Origin of the sequence: Bacillus sp. NMCC46, assembly GCF_002998465.1 — a bacterium.
Classification (GTDB): domain Bacteria; phylum Bacillota; class Bacilli; order Bacillales; family Bacillaceae; genus Bacillus.
Genome location: NZ_PVQZ01000001.1, coordinates 163,631 through 177,712 on the forward strand (window position 1 = coordinate 163,631; position 14,082 = coordinate 177,712).

A 14,082-nucleotide genomic window follows, 5' to 3' on the forward strand; every position below is an offset into this window, starting at 1 on the left:
ACTTAAGTGCCTTGATTGGTGTCCGCTTTCTTTATCGGCAATGAAGCCCAGTACATATGTGTGAATCAAGAATGCCAAAAGAATTGTAAAAAATCAAAAAAAGGCATTCAAAAAAATTTCTATCACGTAAAAGAAGACAAATGATTCTTTGTATACAAGTCTAAAGCACACTCATGCGGGTGTGCTTTTTCTTATAGCAAAATAGCACCCAAAAGCTGCACTGCATTTGCTGAAGACATTTGGGCTTCTTTGATGCATGTGAGTTGATTAAACTTATAACCAAAGGAAAGAAGGGAGGAATTCCAACTGTATTTAACCAAAAGGGGCACGACTTTACTATCAATGCTGATTCACACGACATCTTATTTATCAATTGAAGATTTACAGAATCGACTGAATGTCTCTACTCGAACCGTCTACTCTGAAATCAAACGCATGAATAGCTGGCTGGAAACTCAGCAGCTGAGTGGTATTCAGCGAAAAGATCAACTTGGCTACTACTTACACCCACATGAAAAAGAAGTCATTATTCAAAAAGCGAACACCATTCTCGTTGGCCATGATTATGAACCATGCGTAAAGGAAAGAAGAGCCATCCTGCTCTTATCCATTGCATGCAGTGAGAAACGCCTAAGAATTGATGATTTTATGAAGATGATCAAAGTGAGCCGGAATACATTGCTTGAAGATATGAAACAGCTAAAAGAAGCACTTTCAAAGCAGCAGCTCACGCTTCACTATCAGACAGCCTGCGGCTATTTGATTTCAGGAGAAGAAAGAGCGATTCGATTGGCGCTGAAACCTTATATTCATTCCATTCGCACAATGATAAAAAACGAAAAAGCGTTTCCATCTTTTTGGTTAAAGGGGCCCATTTCATATAAGCGGTTAAAGCATCTCCTCGAGAAGTCAGAACAAGAGCTTAAGCTCGAGTTTGCAGATGACATGCTGGATCAGCTGTCTTTGGATCTCTTTTTCTACTTCAAGCGGATGAAGCTAGGACGTGCTGTACACCTTTCAAACGAAGAAAAGCGTACATTGCAGGAAACAGATGAATGCTTGGCGGCTATTCGTTTCATGGCACAAATTCAAAGGGAAACAGTTCTTCAAGTTTATGATGATGAAATCTATTTTCTTAGCACTCTATGGCTCAGCGCCAAGAAACAAAAGCTTCCATCAAGTAAAAAACCAGAAGAGCATCTCATTCGCACCATTGCCAGACAAATGATTTTTGACTTTCAGCGGTATGCTTGTATTTCCTTTCAAGAGTACGAAGCCTTGGAGCAAAACTTGACCATGCATCTCATCCCGGCCTATTACAGACTCATCTATCACATTGATATCAACAATGAATTAACAGAATCTATTAAAAAAGCACAGCCAGAGGTGTTTGACATCACTCAAAAGGTCGTATGCCATTTAGAAAAGGCGACTTGCTCAAAGATCAGCGACCATGAAATTGCATATGTGGCGATGCATTTTGGTGGTTGGATGAGAAGAGAAGGGATTTCACCAATTGTGCGGCGTTCTGTATACATTGTCTGCGGCGAAGGAATTGGCACAAGTCACATGCTGAAAACACAGCTTATCGAATTAATCGGTTATATCGAAGTACGCGATCTATTATCAAAGCGTTCATATGAAGAAATGTCATCCATTGATGTCGACTTTGTTGTGTCAACAACACCTATTTCGTTTAAAGGAAAACCCGTTCACCTCGTTCATCCCATCCTCACTGCCTATGAGAAAAAAACCTTGCTTCAATATGGAGAAGGTGCAGAAATCAGGCTTGATGAGAAAAATGTGAACGCTTTATTCAACATCATTCAGCAGCATACCATCGTACAAAATGAAAAAGCACTGCTTCGTGATCTTAAAGAGCTACTTCATCCCGCATATGTATCCCATCAGAAAGGGTGGAAACCAGTGTTAAACGATTTATTAACAGAAAAAACCATTCATCTCCAGCAAACAGCAGAAACATGGCAAGAGGCCATCACAAAAGCAGCGCAGCCTTTACTCGATCAAAATGCCATTCAGAAAGGTTATGTGGAGGCCATGATTCAGTCCGTTGATCAAAATGGACCTTATATTGTGATTGCACCACAAGTAGCCATTCCGCATGCCAGACCAGAGGACGGCGTGAACAAATTAAGCATGTCACTCATGTCATTCGAACGGCCCATTTTTTTCTCTAAGGATGAAAAAAAACAGGTTCGTCTCATCATTGTCCTAGCAGCCATTGACAGTATGACCCACTTGAAAGCACTCAAACAGCTGACCATGCTGTTAAGTGATGAAAAACGGATGAAACAATTGGTTGAAGCAAGGGAATTAGCATCGGTGCAAGAACTAATTGATCAATTTTCACAACTATAAAGGAGGAAAAAGAGAATGAAAAAAATTCTTGTTGTGTGCGGAAACGGATTAGGAAGCAGCTTTATCGTAGAAATGAATGTCAAAAAAGCATTAGAAGAGTTAGGGCTTGTAGCTGAAGTGGATCATACCGATCTCAGCACAAGTAAAAATGAACAGGCAGATCTCTATATCGGAGCAACAGACATTATCGACCAGCTGGATGACGGCACAAGAAAGGTCGCTGGATTAAATAACTTGTTAGACCAGGAAGCCATTAAAGACGTCCTTCGTAAACACATATAAGCCACAAAAAAGGGGGATTCACATCATGATAGAACTGATCATGAACGATATATTGGGCACACCGGCAATTCTCATCGGTTTGTTTGCACTGGCCGGTTTACTTTTGCAGAAAAAATCAGCCGCAGATACCGTGTCAGGCACCTTGAAAACAACCATGGGTTTTTTAATATTAGGAGCGGGCGCCACGGTCGTGTCTGATTCACTTGGAGTTTTTCGAAAAATGTTTGAAGCAGCCTTTCACATTCAAGGAGTTGTCCCAAATACAGATGCCATGGCGGCCATTGCCCAAAAGGAATTCGGGACACAGACGGCTCTCATTATGATTTTTGGCATGCTGGTCAATTTGTTATTGGCAAAATTCACGCCCTTTAAATATGTCTTTTTAACAGGGCACCATACCTTGTATATGGCTGCAATGCTCGCAGTCGTTCTCTCGACAGCCGGAATGCAAGGAGGATTTCTTGTCACCACCGGTTCGATTATATTAGGAACAGCTATGGTCATTGCACCCGCTATCCTTCAGCCATTCACAAGGAAAGTCACCGGAAGCGATGATCTCGCGCTCGGACACTTCAGTACCTTCGGTTATTTTACAGCGGGAATGATCGGCAAATGGATCGGTCGTCCAGAGAAATCAACGGAAACCATTCAAGTGCCTAAATCACTCGGATTTCTAAGAGATACATCTGTTGCCATTTCGATCACGATGGCTTTGCTGTTCTTTGCGATTGCACCGTTTGCAGGGATTCCCTTTATAGAACAAATTAGCGGGGGCACGAACTTCGCTGTCTTCATTCTCATTCAGGCTATTACCTTTGCCGCTGGTGTATACATTATTTTAGCCGGGGTGAGGATGGCAATCGGTGAAATCGTGCCTGCTTTTAAAGGGATTGCCGATCGTTTTGTGAAAGGGGCAAAGCCGGCACTTGACGCGCCAACCGTTTTTCCATTTGCTCCAAATGCAGTCATTATCGGTTTTTTATGCAGCTTTGCAGGAGGCATCGTATCCATTTTTCTTTTACCTTTGTTTGGTTTAACTGTCATTGTCCCTGGTCTTGTCCCGCACTTTTTTTGCGGCGCTACAGCAGGAGTGTATGGCAATGCAACAGGAGGCGTGAGAGGTGCTGTCGCTGGGGCCTTTGTGAATGGATTACTTCTTTCCTTTTTACCTGCTTGTTTATTACCTGTGTTAGGGACCCTTGGCTTTGAAGGGACAACTTTTGGAGATACAGACTTTGGTATCATCGGAATCTTAATTGGATTGATCAAGCTTTTATTTCAACTTTAAAAAAGAGGAGCCTGAGAATGAAAGCCATTTTTTCACCTTCACTAATGTGCATGGATTTAACGCACTTCCGCGAACAAATTCATATTCTCAACACGAGAGCAGATCGATATCATGTCGACGTCATGGATGGTCATTATGTGAAAAATATCACCCTATCACCCTTTTTCATTGAACAGCTTCGAAAACTAACAGATAGACCAATTGATGTTCACCTTATGGCGGAATACCCCCAAGAATTTTTAATCGATGCCTGCATTGATGCAGGCGCAAGCATGATCTGCTTACACCCAGAGGTCGTGCAAAGAGACGTTTTTAGAATCATTCGGCATATCCATCAAAGAGACTGCAAGGTCGGCTTTGTCTTAAATCCCGCCACACCAATTGCGGCGTTAGATTCCTTTATACATTTAATAGACCGAGTGACGATCATGACGATCGATCCAGGCTTTGCAGGACAGCCTTTTATTAAAGAAATGCTTCAGAAAATTAAACAAGTGAAAAATGTAAAAGAGAAGGGAGGATACACGTTTTCAATTGAAGTAGACGGCTCTTGTAATGAGAGCACGTTCCGGCTGCTTGCTGAGGCTGGAAATGAGATCTATATCATCGGCAACTCAGGTTTATTTGGACTTCACAACCAACTCGATAAAGCTTGGGAGACAATGAAGCAATTGTTTGCAAAAGAAACAGCCTCAATTGAATCACGTTAGTAAAAGAGGATGTAATCCATCCTCTTTTTTACGCAATTTTACTAAAACACCACAATCTCACCAAAACATACCCAAATATAAAATAAAAAATTACAAATCCACAATTGAAAGCGCTTTACTTATATGTTATCCTTCAAATATCTTTAGTAAATATTTAGTCAAAATCTAAGAGGAGTTTGCCTATGACCACACTCAAAGATATTGCCCATGATGCAAAAGTGTCCGTATCCACTGTATCCCGTGTGTTAAATGGCGATCAAACACTTGCCGTTTCACACGCAACAAGACAAAACATCCTCGACATTGCAAAGAAGCTAAACTATACCCCAGTGAGAGCAAGAAAAGCCGATCAAGCAGAAGAAAAACCTCCATCTGAATCCCCAGTCATCGGTATCGTTGTCGCTCAATCCATTGACGAAGAATTAAATGATCCCTTTTTTTCATCGATTCGAAAAGGAATTGAAAAAGAATATGCCAAACAAGGACTGTCCACCCTCCATACCTTTCGCCTGAGAAGCATGGACAAAGGGGCGATGCTAAAGGATATTGACGGTTTGATTGTCATTGGACGAATCAGCCCCGATACAGTTGAAAAAATGACAAACCGAATGGAACACATTGTTTTTATTAATCATTATGCGGATGAAGATTTGTATGATTGTGTACATGTTGATTTTGTAAGAGCGGCAGATCGAGCAATTCGCCATCTGCAATCGCTTGGCTATACACATCTAGGCTATATTGGCGGAAAGGAGCGGGAGCATTATTTCGAAGGAAACGCTGTGATTGAGGACGAAAGACAAACGACGTTTATGAGAAGAATGCAGGAGGCAGGATGTCTTCATCTGGATGACATCCACATTGGGGAATACTCCATGCAAGAAGGCTATACGCTTATGCAGCAAGCCATTAAAAAAGGAAACCTTCCACAAGCCTTTTTTATCGGAAGTGATTCAATGGCGATCGGTGCAATACGTGCGCTCAACGAAGCCGGTCTGCGTGTTCCTTTCGATGTATCCATTGTTGGGTTTAATGACATTGAAGCTGCTTCATTTTCAAGTCCGCCGCTTACAAGCGTAAAAGTATATACAGAAGAAATGGGGGAAGTCGGCTTGAAGCTTTTGCTTGAGCGAATAAACGGAAGAAAGCTCCCTCTAAAAGTCGTCGTGCCAACAAAACTCATCGAACGGGGCAGCACATGTCTCATCCATGAAAGGGGGTGAACCAAGATCTCAGCAAACAAAAAAGAGACAAAAAAGCAGAAAGCAGCTGCTCAGCATGATGGCCAGATCATGCTAAGAACAAGGCAGCCTGCCGTTATGCTCTCTTATCTCTTTGAAAAGAATAGAATTCCAGTATAATGGACTTCTTTTGTTTCCGCAACTGCATGAATTCTACCGATTATCGTCTGAATTTTCAGTGATCAAAAGGAGGAAACCATGAATAAAAAATTCATGCTGCTGACTGCGGCCTTTGTCTTGACCATTCTTTTGTCTGCTTGCGGCAATAACGGTACGTCCGAAGCAAACGGAAAGGTCACCCTGACTCTCTTTTCGACGATGAGCAACAGCGGGGAAAGAAAAGCATTTGAAGAAGTGATTCGTGAGTTTGAAAAAGAGCATCCACATATTGGAATCGATGCCAACTTCCCAGGCAACAGCTATGAAGATATGATTCGCGTCAAAATGGGGGCAAACGATATGCCGGATCTGTTTGACACACATGGCTGGGCCAAACTGCGCTATAGCGAGTATGTGGCTGATTTAAAAGAGATGGATTGGGTCAAACAGCTTGATCCTTCACTCGATCAGATTTTAAAGGACCAAGATGGCAAAGTATACGCGTATCCGCTGAATCAAGCAAAAGACGGGCTTAGCTTTAATGCCAATCTATTAAAGGACTATGACATTGAAGTCCCTAAAACACTTGATGAATTAAAATCTGCTTTGCTTACAGTTAAAGAAAAGAGCAAAGGAGAGGTTGTGCCGCTCTGGATACCAGGAGGAGATAACTCAAATATCGCCCAAGTCTTTGATGAACTAGCCACACCTTTATTAATCACCGATCAAACACATCAATACGGAAAAGAACTTGAAAACGGATCTTTTGATTGGTCTCACTATACACCGCTTGCACAGTTCATGAAGGAGCTGAAGGATCAAGATCTTTTAAACAAAGATGTCCTGACAGCGAAACTATCTCAAGCACCTGAACTGATGGCACAAAACAAAATAGCCTTCACCTTTGTCGGAGGTTCTTTAGGACCTGAAGCGTCAGAACTCAATCAATCGATCAAAGTAGGCACGATACCTGTTCCTGCCATTCATGAAGGAGATGAGCAAAGCTGGATTGGGGGAGAACGATTTACTGTCGCTGCCTGGAAGGACTCCAAGCATCTAAAAGAAGCAAAACAATTCATCGATTTTCTCGCAAAGCCTGAAAATGCGGAAAAAATCGCAGAAGGCACATCCTCTGAAGCAGCCTTAACGCATGTAAAAGCGAAAAACTATTACTCTACGTTTTACGATCAATACGAACAGGTGAAGATTGAACCTTACTTCGATCGAAAATACTTACCAAGCGGAATGTGGGCTGTCATGGCAACGACGGGTCAAGAATTATTAGCAGGCTCCATCACACCAGAACAATTATCGAAGAAGATGGAAGAGGAATATAAGCGTCTGAAAAAACAATAGCAGGCCCATGCTGAAACAGGAGTGAAGCCAATGAATGACATCACAAAAGCAAAGCAGCCAGCCGCATTTACCTCTTTACCAAAACAAAAGATGCAAAAAAGCCGGAATTCATCACTTTGGTGGATGTACATGCCAGCTGTACTCGTCGTCAGTACCTTTATCATTTATCCTTTTTTGAACGGCATTCAGCTATCTTTTACGAATTGGAACGGGTTCTCACAAACTTATGAATGGATTGGGCTTGATCAATATAAACGTCTGCTTCAAGACCCAACGACATGGCTTGTTGTCAAAAACACGCTTCTCTACGGAATTGGGAGTACAATCTTACAAAATATCATTGGACTTGGATATGCTCTTTTATTAAATCAAAGCTTAAAGATGAGAGCGATCACAAGAACAGTCATCTATTTACCTGTCATGATTAGTCCGATTGCGATGGGCTATATTTGGTATTTTGTGTTTGCTTACCAAGGCGGTGCCTTAAACGATGTGGTGACGTTTTTTGGATTTGACCAAATGAATGCGCTTGGCAATCCGCAATTAAACACATGGATCATTGTGCTTGTCAACACCTATCAATTCGTCGGAATTGCGATGATCATTTATTTAGCAGGCCTTCAAAGTATTCCTAAGGATTATTATGAGGCGGCACAATTAGACGGCGCATCAAGCCTCCAGCAATTCAGACGGATCACATTGCCGCTGCTTATGCCGTCTATCACTATTAATGTTGTGCTTAATGTCATTGGCGGGCTGAAACTTTTTGATGTCATTGTGGCACTAACAGGCGGCGGACCTGGAGATTCCTCGCAATCGATGTCGACCTTTATGTATGATCTGTATTTCAAACGTCAGGATGCAGGCTATGCAGCAACGCAAGGAGTCTTCATGGCGGTCATCATCCTTGTCATTAGTGTCGCAGCACTGATTTATTTCAAACGAAAGGAGACCGAGGTGTGATGGATAACGCCTTTAAACACAAAAAGAGATGGTACACCTTCCTCGCACTTTTGGTGACATTGCTTCACCTCATTCCATTTTATATCTTGGTGACGACATCATTAAAGGGGATAGGAGATTTCAGTTCAAAATGGCTGTTTCCGAAAGCGCTCCATCTTGAAAACTTTCGCACGGCATGGACAGAGGCTCAGCTTGGCCAGTCCTTTTTGAATACAGTGATGATTACGTTTACCTCCGCTGTATTACTCATCATACTTGGATCTCTTGCAGCCTATCCGCTCGCAAGAAGAAACACAAAGCTAAATAAAGCAGTTTATGTTTTATTCATCACCATTATGGTCATTCCACCGCTCACAGCCCTTGTCCCGCTCTATAAAATGGTCGTTCAAATCGGGATGATGAACACCTATCAAATCGCTATTTTAAATAATGTCGCTGCTTTTTTGCCGCTAACCATTTTCTTATACGCAGGCTTTATCCGGTCGACCATTCCAAAGGAGCTTGAAGAAGCAGCCCGTATTGATGGAGCGGGGACACTCAGAGTTTTTTTCACTGTCGTTTTTCCTCTTCTGAAGCCCATTACCGCTTCTGTTTTAATCATTGCCTGTGTGTATATTTGGAACGACTATCAATTTGCCATCTTCTTTTTGCAAGATAAAGAAATGCATACACTCACAGTCGCCTTATCCCATTTTTTTGGTCAAAATCAGCATCAGCTCCAGCTCGTTGGTGCCGCTGCGCTCATTGCGATGCTGCCAATGGTTACGATGTTTTTACTGTTGCAAAAATATTTTATCGCAGGGCTTTCACAAGGCTCTGTCAAAGGGTAGTTCAATATGGATGTAAAAAGGAGAGTCGTCAATGTCTAAAATTACATTTATCGGTGCAGGGAGTACCGTGTTTGCTAAAAATATATTAGGAGATTGTTTGTTGGTCCCTGCACTTAGCGGCTTTGAATTCGCATTATATGATATCGACCACAACCGGCTGAATGAATCAGACACGATGCTTCGGCATTTAAAAGAGAACTACGGTGCAAATGTGACCATTAAGCCCTATCACAACCGAAAAGAAGCCTTAAAGGATGCGAAATATGTCATCAATGCCATCCAGGTTGGAGGCTATCGGCCAAGCACTGTGATTGATTTTGAGATTCCGAAAAAATACGGATTAAGACAAACGATTGCGGATACGGTTGGCATCGGCGGCATCTTCCGCTTCCTTCGAACAATTCCTGTGATGTTTGATTTTGCAAAGGAGATGGAAGAGGTTTGTCCAAATGCTTTATTATTAAATTACACAAATCCAATGGCCACACTGACAGGTGCGATGCTGCGCTATACACCGATTCAAACGGTGGGTCTTTGTCATAGTGTGCAGGTGTGTACAAAGGATCTATTTGAATCACTTGAAATGGATCATGAAGGCATTGAAGAAAAAATTGCCGGCATCAACCATATGGCATGGTTATTAGAGGTGAAACGGGACGGAAAAGATTTGTACCCAGACATCAAAAGAAGAGCGAAAGAAAAGCAGCAAGCGCGGCATCATGATATGGTACGTTTTGAGCTGATGGATAAATTCGGCTACTATGTCACAGAATCCTCAGAGCACAATGCCGAATACCATCCTTATTTTATCAAATCACGCTATCCAGAACTGATCGGTCAATTTAACATTCCGCTCGATGAATACCCGAGACGCTGCGAGGAACAAATCAACAACTGGAATACAATGAAGCATGACCTTGTGGGCAATACACAGATCACACATACTCGCTCAAAAGAATATGGTTCTCGTATCATTGAAGCGATCGAAACGAACGTTCCCTTTAAATTTGGCGGGAATGTGCTGAACACAGGAGGACTCATTCACAATCTGCCTGAAAAAGCGTGTGTCGAAGTACCATGTGTTGCAGATCGCAGCGGCATCATGCCTTGCTATGTCGGAGAGATCCCTGAACAATTGGCTGGACTCAACCGGACCAATATCAGCTCACAGCTCATGACAATCGAAGCAGCAATTAGCGGCAAAAAAGAGCACATTTATCAAGCGGCATTACTTGATCCACACACAAGCGCTGAACTATCCATTGATGACATCATCAAATTATGCGATGAACTCATTGAAGCACATGGTGAGATGCTCCCGCATTTTGCAGAACCGAATCAATATGCTGCATCAACTAAATAAAAGAAAAGAACCAGCCTCTACCTGATGCAACGCGCATCAGGTTTTTCTTATGTTGCAAAAAGAGGATTGACTGAAAGCGTTTTTAATATTATGATTTTTCTACAGTTACCCAATAGTTGACCAAAAATACACCATGAATAAATCGCATTCCGGAATCATTTCTCACAAACAAAGGGATAGGGCGTCAACCTTTCACACGTTAGAGCAAGCTTTTATCACAACGTAAACCAAAACGACAATTACATTTGACAAAGAGTGTATACAGATGGGCGCCCATTAGATGGGACAATGACAACCATACACATCCTATAAGCATGACATTCTTTCATAAAAAGGAGAGAGGGAACATGACCAAAACAGATGTACAAATGTTGAAAAATTATATTGGCGGACAATGGATTGAGGCAGAAACAAGTCAAACAGAGGCAGTATATAACCCAGCTACTGGAGAGATCATCGCAGAAGTGCCGCTTTCAACAAAAAAAGATGTCGAACGTGCGGTACAGGCAGCACAAGAAGCATTTACCACTTGGTCGAAAACACCCGTTCCCCGCCGTGCACGCATTTTATTTAAATATCAGCAGTTACTCGTTGAAAAATGGGATGAACTGGCTGAACTCGTAACGCTTGAAAACGGAAAAAGCATAACAGAAGCAAAAGGAGAAGTGCAGCGAGGGATTGAATGTGTCGAATTTGCCGCTGGTGCACCAACCTTAATGATGGGAAAACAATTACCAGATATCGCATCTGGACTCGAATCTGGCATGTACCGCTATCCAATAGGCGTCATCGGGGGGATTACACCATTTAACTTTCCGATGATGGTCCCTTGCTGGATGTTTCCGCTTGCCATTGCCTGCGGAAATACGTTTGTTTTAAAACCTTCAGAGCGCACGCCGATTCTTGCCGCACGTTTAGCCGAACTATTTGAAGAAGCAGGTCTTCCAAAAGGTGTTCTCAACATTGTCAATGGGGCTCACGATGTTGTCAATGGTCTGCTTGAACACCAAATTGTCAAAGCCATTTCATTTGTCGGCTCTCAGCCAGTCGCAGAATACATCTATAAAAAAGGCACAGAGCATGGCAAACGTGTCCAAGCACTTGCAGGTGCAAAGAATCACTCCATTGTCCTCAAAGATGCAGATTTAGATGCGGCAACGAAACAAATCATTGGTGCTGCCTTTGGATCAGCGGGAGAGCGCTGCATGGCCGCGGCCGTTGTCGCGGTGGAAGAAGAAGTGGCAGATGAGTTCATTCAAAAATTAGTTGATGAATCGAACGAGCTCGTCATTGGAAATGGAATAAATGAAGATGTCTTTCTTGGTCCAGTCATTCGAAAGGAACATAAAGAACGAACGCTTCAATATATCCAGTCAGGGATTGAAGAAGGAGCAAGCCTCATTCGTGATGGTAGGAATGACCTTGAAACAAAGGGAAAAGGGTATTTCGTTGGACCGACGATTTTTGACCATGTGACAAATCAAATGAAAATTTGGCAGGACGAGATTTTCGCCCCAGTCTTATCAATTGTCCGTGTCTCTTCACTAACAGAAGCGATCGACCTGTCCAATCAATCAAAATTTGCGAACGGTGCCTGCCTTTACACGGACAGCGCATCAAGCATCAGAGAATTTCGCGAAAACATCGAAGCAGGTATGCTCGGCGTCAATATCGGTGTGCCCGCACCAATGGCATTTTTCCCGTTTTCCGGCTGGAAGGATTCTTTCTACGGGGACTTACATGCGAACGGAACAGACGGAGTAGAGTTTTACACAAGAAAGAAAATGGTGACCGCTCGTTATATGTAATCTACATTCATTGAATAAGAAGAAAAAATGCAGTTCCAAAGTGGAGGACTGTATTTTTTTATTGTCTCCTAGTCAAAAAGTAAGGGTTTTCATGATGGTTTTAGCAGTGATTTTCCCTAGAAATCATCCTTTGTATTCATTCTTCATCAGCTCATATCAACATAATTTGAAATTGGGCGTAAACCCCAATATTAGGAAGATGAAAACAGGAGGAAAATGACACGATGAGGAAGAGGATGAAGTGCGGTGTAGGTTTTTTGATTCTTGCTTTGGTGCTGAGCTGTATACCGGTATATGATGCGAGTGCAGCAAGTACCCCCATTGCAAAACGAGTAGGAAATGCAAATCCACTCATAGACCATCACCTGGGGGCGGATCCGTTTGCGCTCACCTATAACGGAAGAGTGTACATTTATATGTCGAGTGATGACTATGAATATCACAGCAATGGAACGATTAAGGATAATTCTTTTGCGAATTTGAATAGGGTCTTTGTCATCTCTTCGGCGGATATGGTGAACTGGACAGATCACGGAGCGATTCCAGTAGCTGGCGCAAATGGGGCCAATGGCGGGAGAGGGATTGCCAAATGGGCAGGCGCTTCCTGGGCTCCATCCGCTGCGGTGAAAAAGATCAATGGGAAGGATAAATTTTTCCTTTATTTTGCTAACAGCGGCGGAGGGATTGGCGTCTTGACAGCAGACAGCCCGATTGGTCCTTGGAAAGATCCTATCGGAAAAGCGCTCGTCACGCCAAATACCCCAGGGATGTCCGGTGTTGTATGGCTGTTTGATCCAGCCGTATTTGTAGATGATGACGGGACCGGTTATTTATATGCCGGAGGAGGCGTTCCAGGCGGTTCAAATCCAACGCAGGGACAATGGGCCAATCCTAAAACAGCAAGAGTTCTGAAACTAGGACCTGACATGACTAGTGTGGTTGGCAGCGCATCAACCATTGATGCTCCTTTTATGTTTGAAGATTCGGGTATGCATAAGTATAACGGTACCTATTACTATTCTTATTGCATCAATTTTGGCGGCTCCCACCCAGCAGATAAACCACCTGGTGAGATCGGTTATATGACGAGCTCAAGTCCAATGGGCCCCTTTACGTATAAAGGACACTTCCTGAAAAATCCGGGTGCATTTTTCGGCGGCGGCGGTAACAACCATCATGCTGTGTTCCATTTTAAAAACGAGTGGTATGTCGTGTATCACACGCAAACGGTGAGCTCTGCCTTATATGGAGCAGGGAAAGGCTACAGATCTCCACACATTAATAAGCTTGTGCATAATGCTGACGGCTCCCTTCGAGAGGTCGCAGCCAATTTTGAAGGAGTCAAACAGCTTTCCAACCTGAATCCTTATCAACGGGTAGAAGCTGAAACATTCGCTTGGAATGGACGCATTTTAACAGAGGCCTCCTCAGCACCAGGTGGACCAGTCAATAACCAGCATGTCACAAACATTCAAAACGGTGATTGGGTGGCTATCAGTAATGTCGATTTCGGATCGAGCGGTGCCAGAACCTTTAAAACCAATGTAGCATCCGCTTCAGGCGGACAAATAGAAGTACGTCTTGGCAGTCCAGACGGCAGAATTGCCGGAACACTCAATGTCCCTTCCACAGGCGGAAACTGGCGAGAAATAGAAACGGCAGTGAACGGAGCAGCAGGAGTGCACAACGTATTTTTTGTCTTCAAAGGAAATGGTGCCAACCTATTCCAATTTGATTCCTGGCAGTTTACTCAAAGGTAAACA

11 protein-coding genes are annotated in these 14,082 nt (G+C 42.9%); all 11 read left to right on the top strand.

Annotated elements, in window-relative coordinates; translation table 11 throughout:
* Nucleotides 1-306 precede the first annotated feature (306 nt).
* The 11 genes from C6Y01_RS00805 to C6Y01_RS00855 all read left to right on the top strand — a co-directional run bounded on the left by C6Y01_RS00805 (nt 307) and on the right by C6Y01_RS00855 (nt 14,079).
* Nucleotides 307-2,379 (top strand): BglG family transcription antiterminator, encoded by a 2,073-nt coding sequence (locus C6Y01_RS00805; protein WP_223249875.1) that lies wholly within the window; start codon nt 307-309, stop codon nt 2,377-2,379.
* 15 nt (nt 2,380-2,394) lie between these two features.
* Nucleotides 2,395-2,661 (top strand): PTS sugar transporter subunit IIB, encoded by a 267-nt coding sequence (locus C6Y01_RS00810; RefSeq protein ID WP_034660831.1) that lies wholly within the window; start codon nt 2,395-2,397, stop codon nt 2,659-2,661.
* Between the two features lie 25 nt (nt 2,662-2,686).
* Nucleotides 2,687-3,949 (top strand): PTS ascorbate transporter subunit IIC, encoded by a 1,263-nt coding sequence (gene ulaA / locus C6Y01_RS00815; RefSeq protein WP_034660830.1) that lies wholly within the window; start codon nt 2,687-2,689, stop codon nt 3,947-3,949.
* Between the two features lie 17 nt (nt 3,950-3,966).
* A complete protein-coding gene (gene alsE, locus C6Y01_RS00820) occupies nt 3,967-4,659 on the top strand; it encodes a D-allulose 6-phosphate 3-epimerase (protein WP_106037713.1) in 693 nt (230 codons plus the stop codon).
* 182 nt (nt 4,660-4,841) lie between these two features.
* On the top strand, nt 4,842-5,882 hold the full coding sequence (locus tag C6Y01_RS00825) for a LacI family DNA-binding transcriptional regulator (RefSeq protein ID WP_106037714.1): 1,041 nt from the start codon (nt 4,842-4,844) through the stop codon (nt 5,880-5,882).
* A 216-nt stretch (nt 5,883-6,098) separates the two neighbouring features.
* A complete protein-coding gene (locus C6Y01_RS00830) occupies nt 6,099-7,355 on the top strand; it encodes an ABC transporter substrate-binding protein (protein ID WP_106037715.1) in 1,257 nt (418 codons plus the stop codon).
* Between the two features lie 30 nt (nt 7,356-7,385).
* The gene (locus C6Y01_RS00835) at nt 7,386-8,318 is read left to right on the top strand and encodes a carbohydrate ABC transporter permease (RefSeq protein WP_095285230.1); all 933 of its coding nucleotides are present in this window, start codon (nt 7,386-7,388) and stop codon (nt 8,316-8,318) included.
* On the top strand, nt 8,318-9,148 hold the full coding sequence (locus C6Y01_RS00840) for a carbohydrate ABC transporter permease (RefSeq protein ID WP_034660824.1): 831 nt from the start codon (nt 8,318-8,320) through the stop codon (nt 9,146-9,148). Before C6Y01_RS00835 ends, C6Y01_RS00840 begins: the two co-directional genes overlap by 1 nt.
* A gap of 31 nt (nt 9,149-9,179) precedes the next feature.
* Nucleotides 9,180-10,511 (top strand): alpha-glucosidase/alpha-galactosidase, encoded by a 1,332-nt coding sequence (melA, locus tag C6Y01_RS00845; RefSeq protein ID WP_106037716.1) that lies wholly within the window; start codon nt 9,180-9,182, stop codon nt 10,509-10,511.
* Nucleotides 10,512-10,858: 347 nt separating this feature from the next.
* Nucleotides 10,859-12,319 (top strand): CoA-acylating methylmalonate-semialdehyde dehydrogenase, encoded by a 1,461-nt coding sequence (locus C6Y01_RS00850; RefSeq protein WP_106037717.1) that lies wholly within the window; start codon nt 10,859-10,861, stop codon nt 12,317-12,319.
* A gap of 224 nt (nt 12,320-12,543) precedes the next feature.
* The gene (locus C6Y01_RS00855) at nt 12,544-14,079 is read left to right on the top strand and encodes a glycoside hydrolase family 43 protein (protein ID WP_106037718.1); all 1,536 of its coding nucleotides are present in this window, start codon (nt 12,544-12,546) and stop codon (nt 14,077-14,079) included.
* Nucleotides 14,080-14,082 lie beyond the last annotated feature (3 nt).

Coding starts and splice junctions, on each gene's coding strand:
- C6Y01_RS00810 (WP_034660831.1), top strand. CDS start 2,395: ATGAAAAAAATTCTTGTTGTGTGCGGAAACGGATTAGGAAGCAGCTTT.
- ulaA (WP_034660830.1), top strand. CDS start 2,687: ATGATAGAACTGATCATGAACGATATATTGGGCACACCGGCAATTCTC.
- alsE (WP_106037713.1), top strand. CDS start 3,967: ATGAAAGCCATTTTTTCACCTTCACTAATGTGCATGGATTTAACGCAC.
- C6Y01_RS00825 (WP_106037714.1), top strand. CDS start 4,842: ATGACCACACTCAAAGATATTGCCCATGATGCAAAAGTGTCCGTATCC.
- C6Y01_RS00830 (WP_106037715.1), top strand. CDS start 6,099: ATGAATAAAAAATTCATGCTGCTGACTGCGGCCTTTGTCTTGACCATT.
- C6Y01_RS00835 (WP_095285230.1), top strand. CDS start 7,386: ATGAATGACATCACAAAAGCAAAGCAGCCAGCCGCATTTACCTCTTTA.
- C6Y01_RS00840 (WP_034660824.1), top strand. CDS start 8,318: ATGGATAACGCCTTTAAACACAAAAAGAGATGGTACACCTTCCTCGCA.
- melA (WP_106037716.1), top strand. CDS start 9,180: ATGTCTAAAATTACATTTATCGGTGCAGGGAGTACCGTGTTTGCTAAA.
- C6Y01_RS00850 (WP_106037717.1), top strand. CDS start 10,859: ATGACCAAAACAGATGTACAAATGTTGAAAAATTATATTGGCGGACAA.
- C6Y01_RS00855 (WP_106037718.1), top strand. CDS start 12,544: ATGAGGAAGAGGATGAAGTGCGGTGTAGGTTTTTTGATTCTTGCTTTG.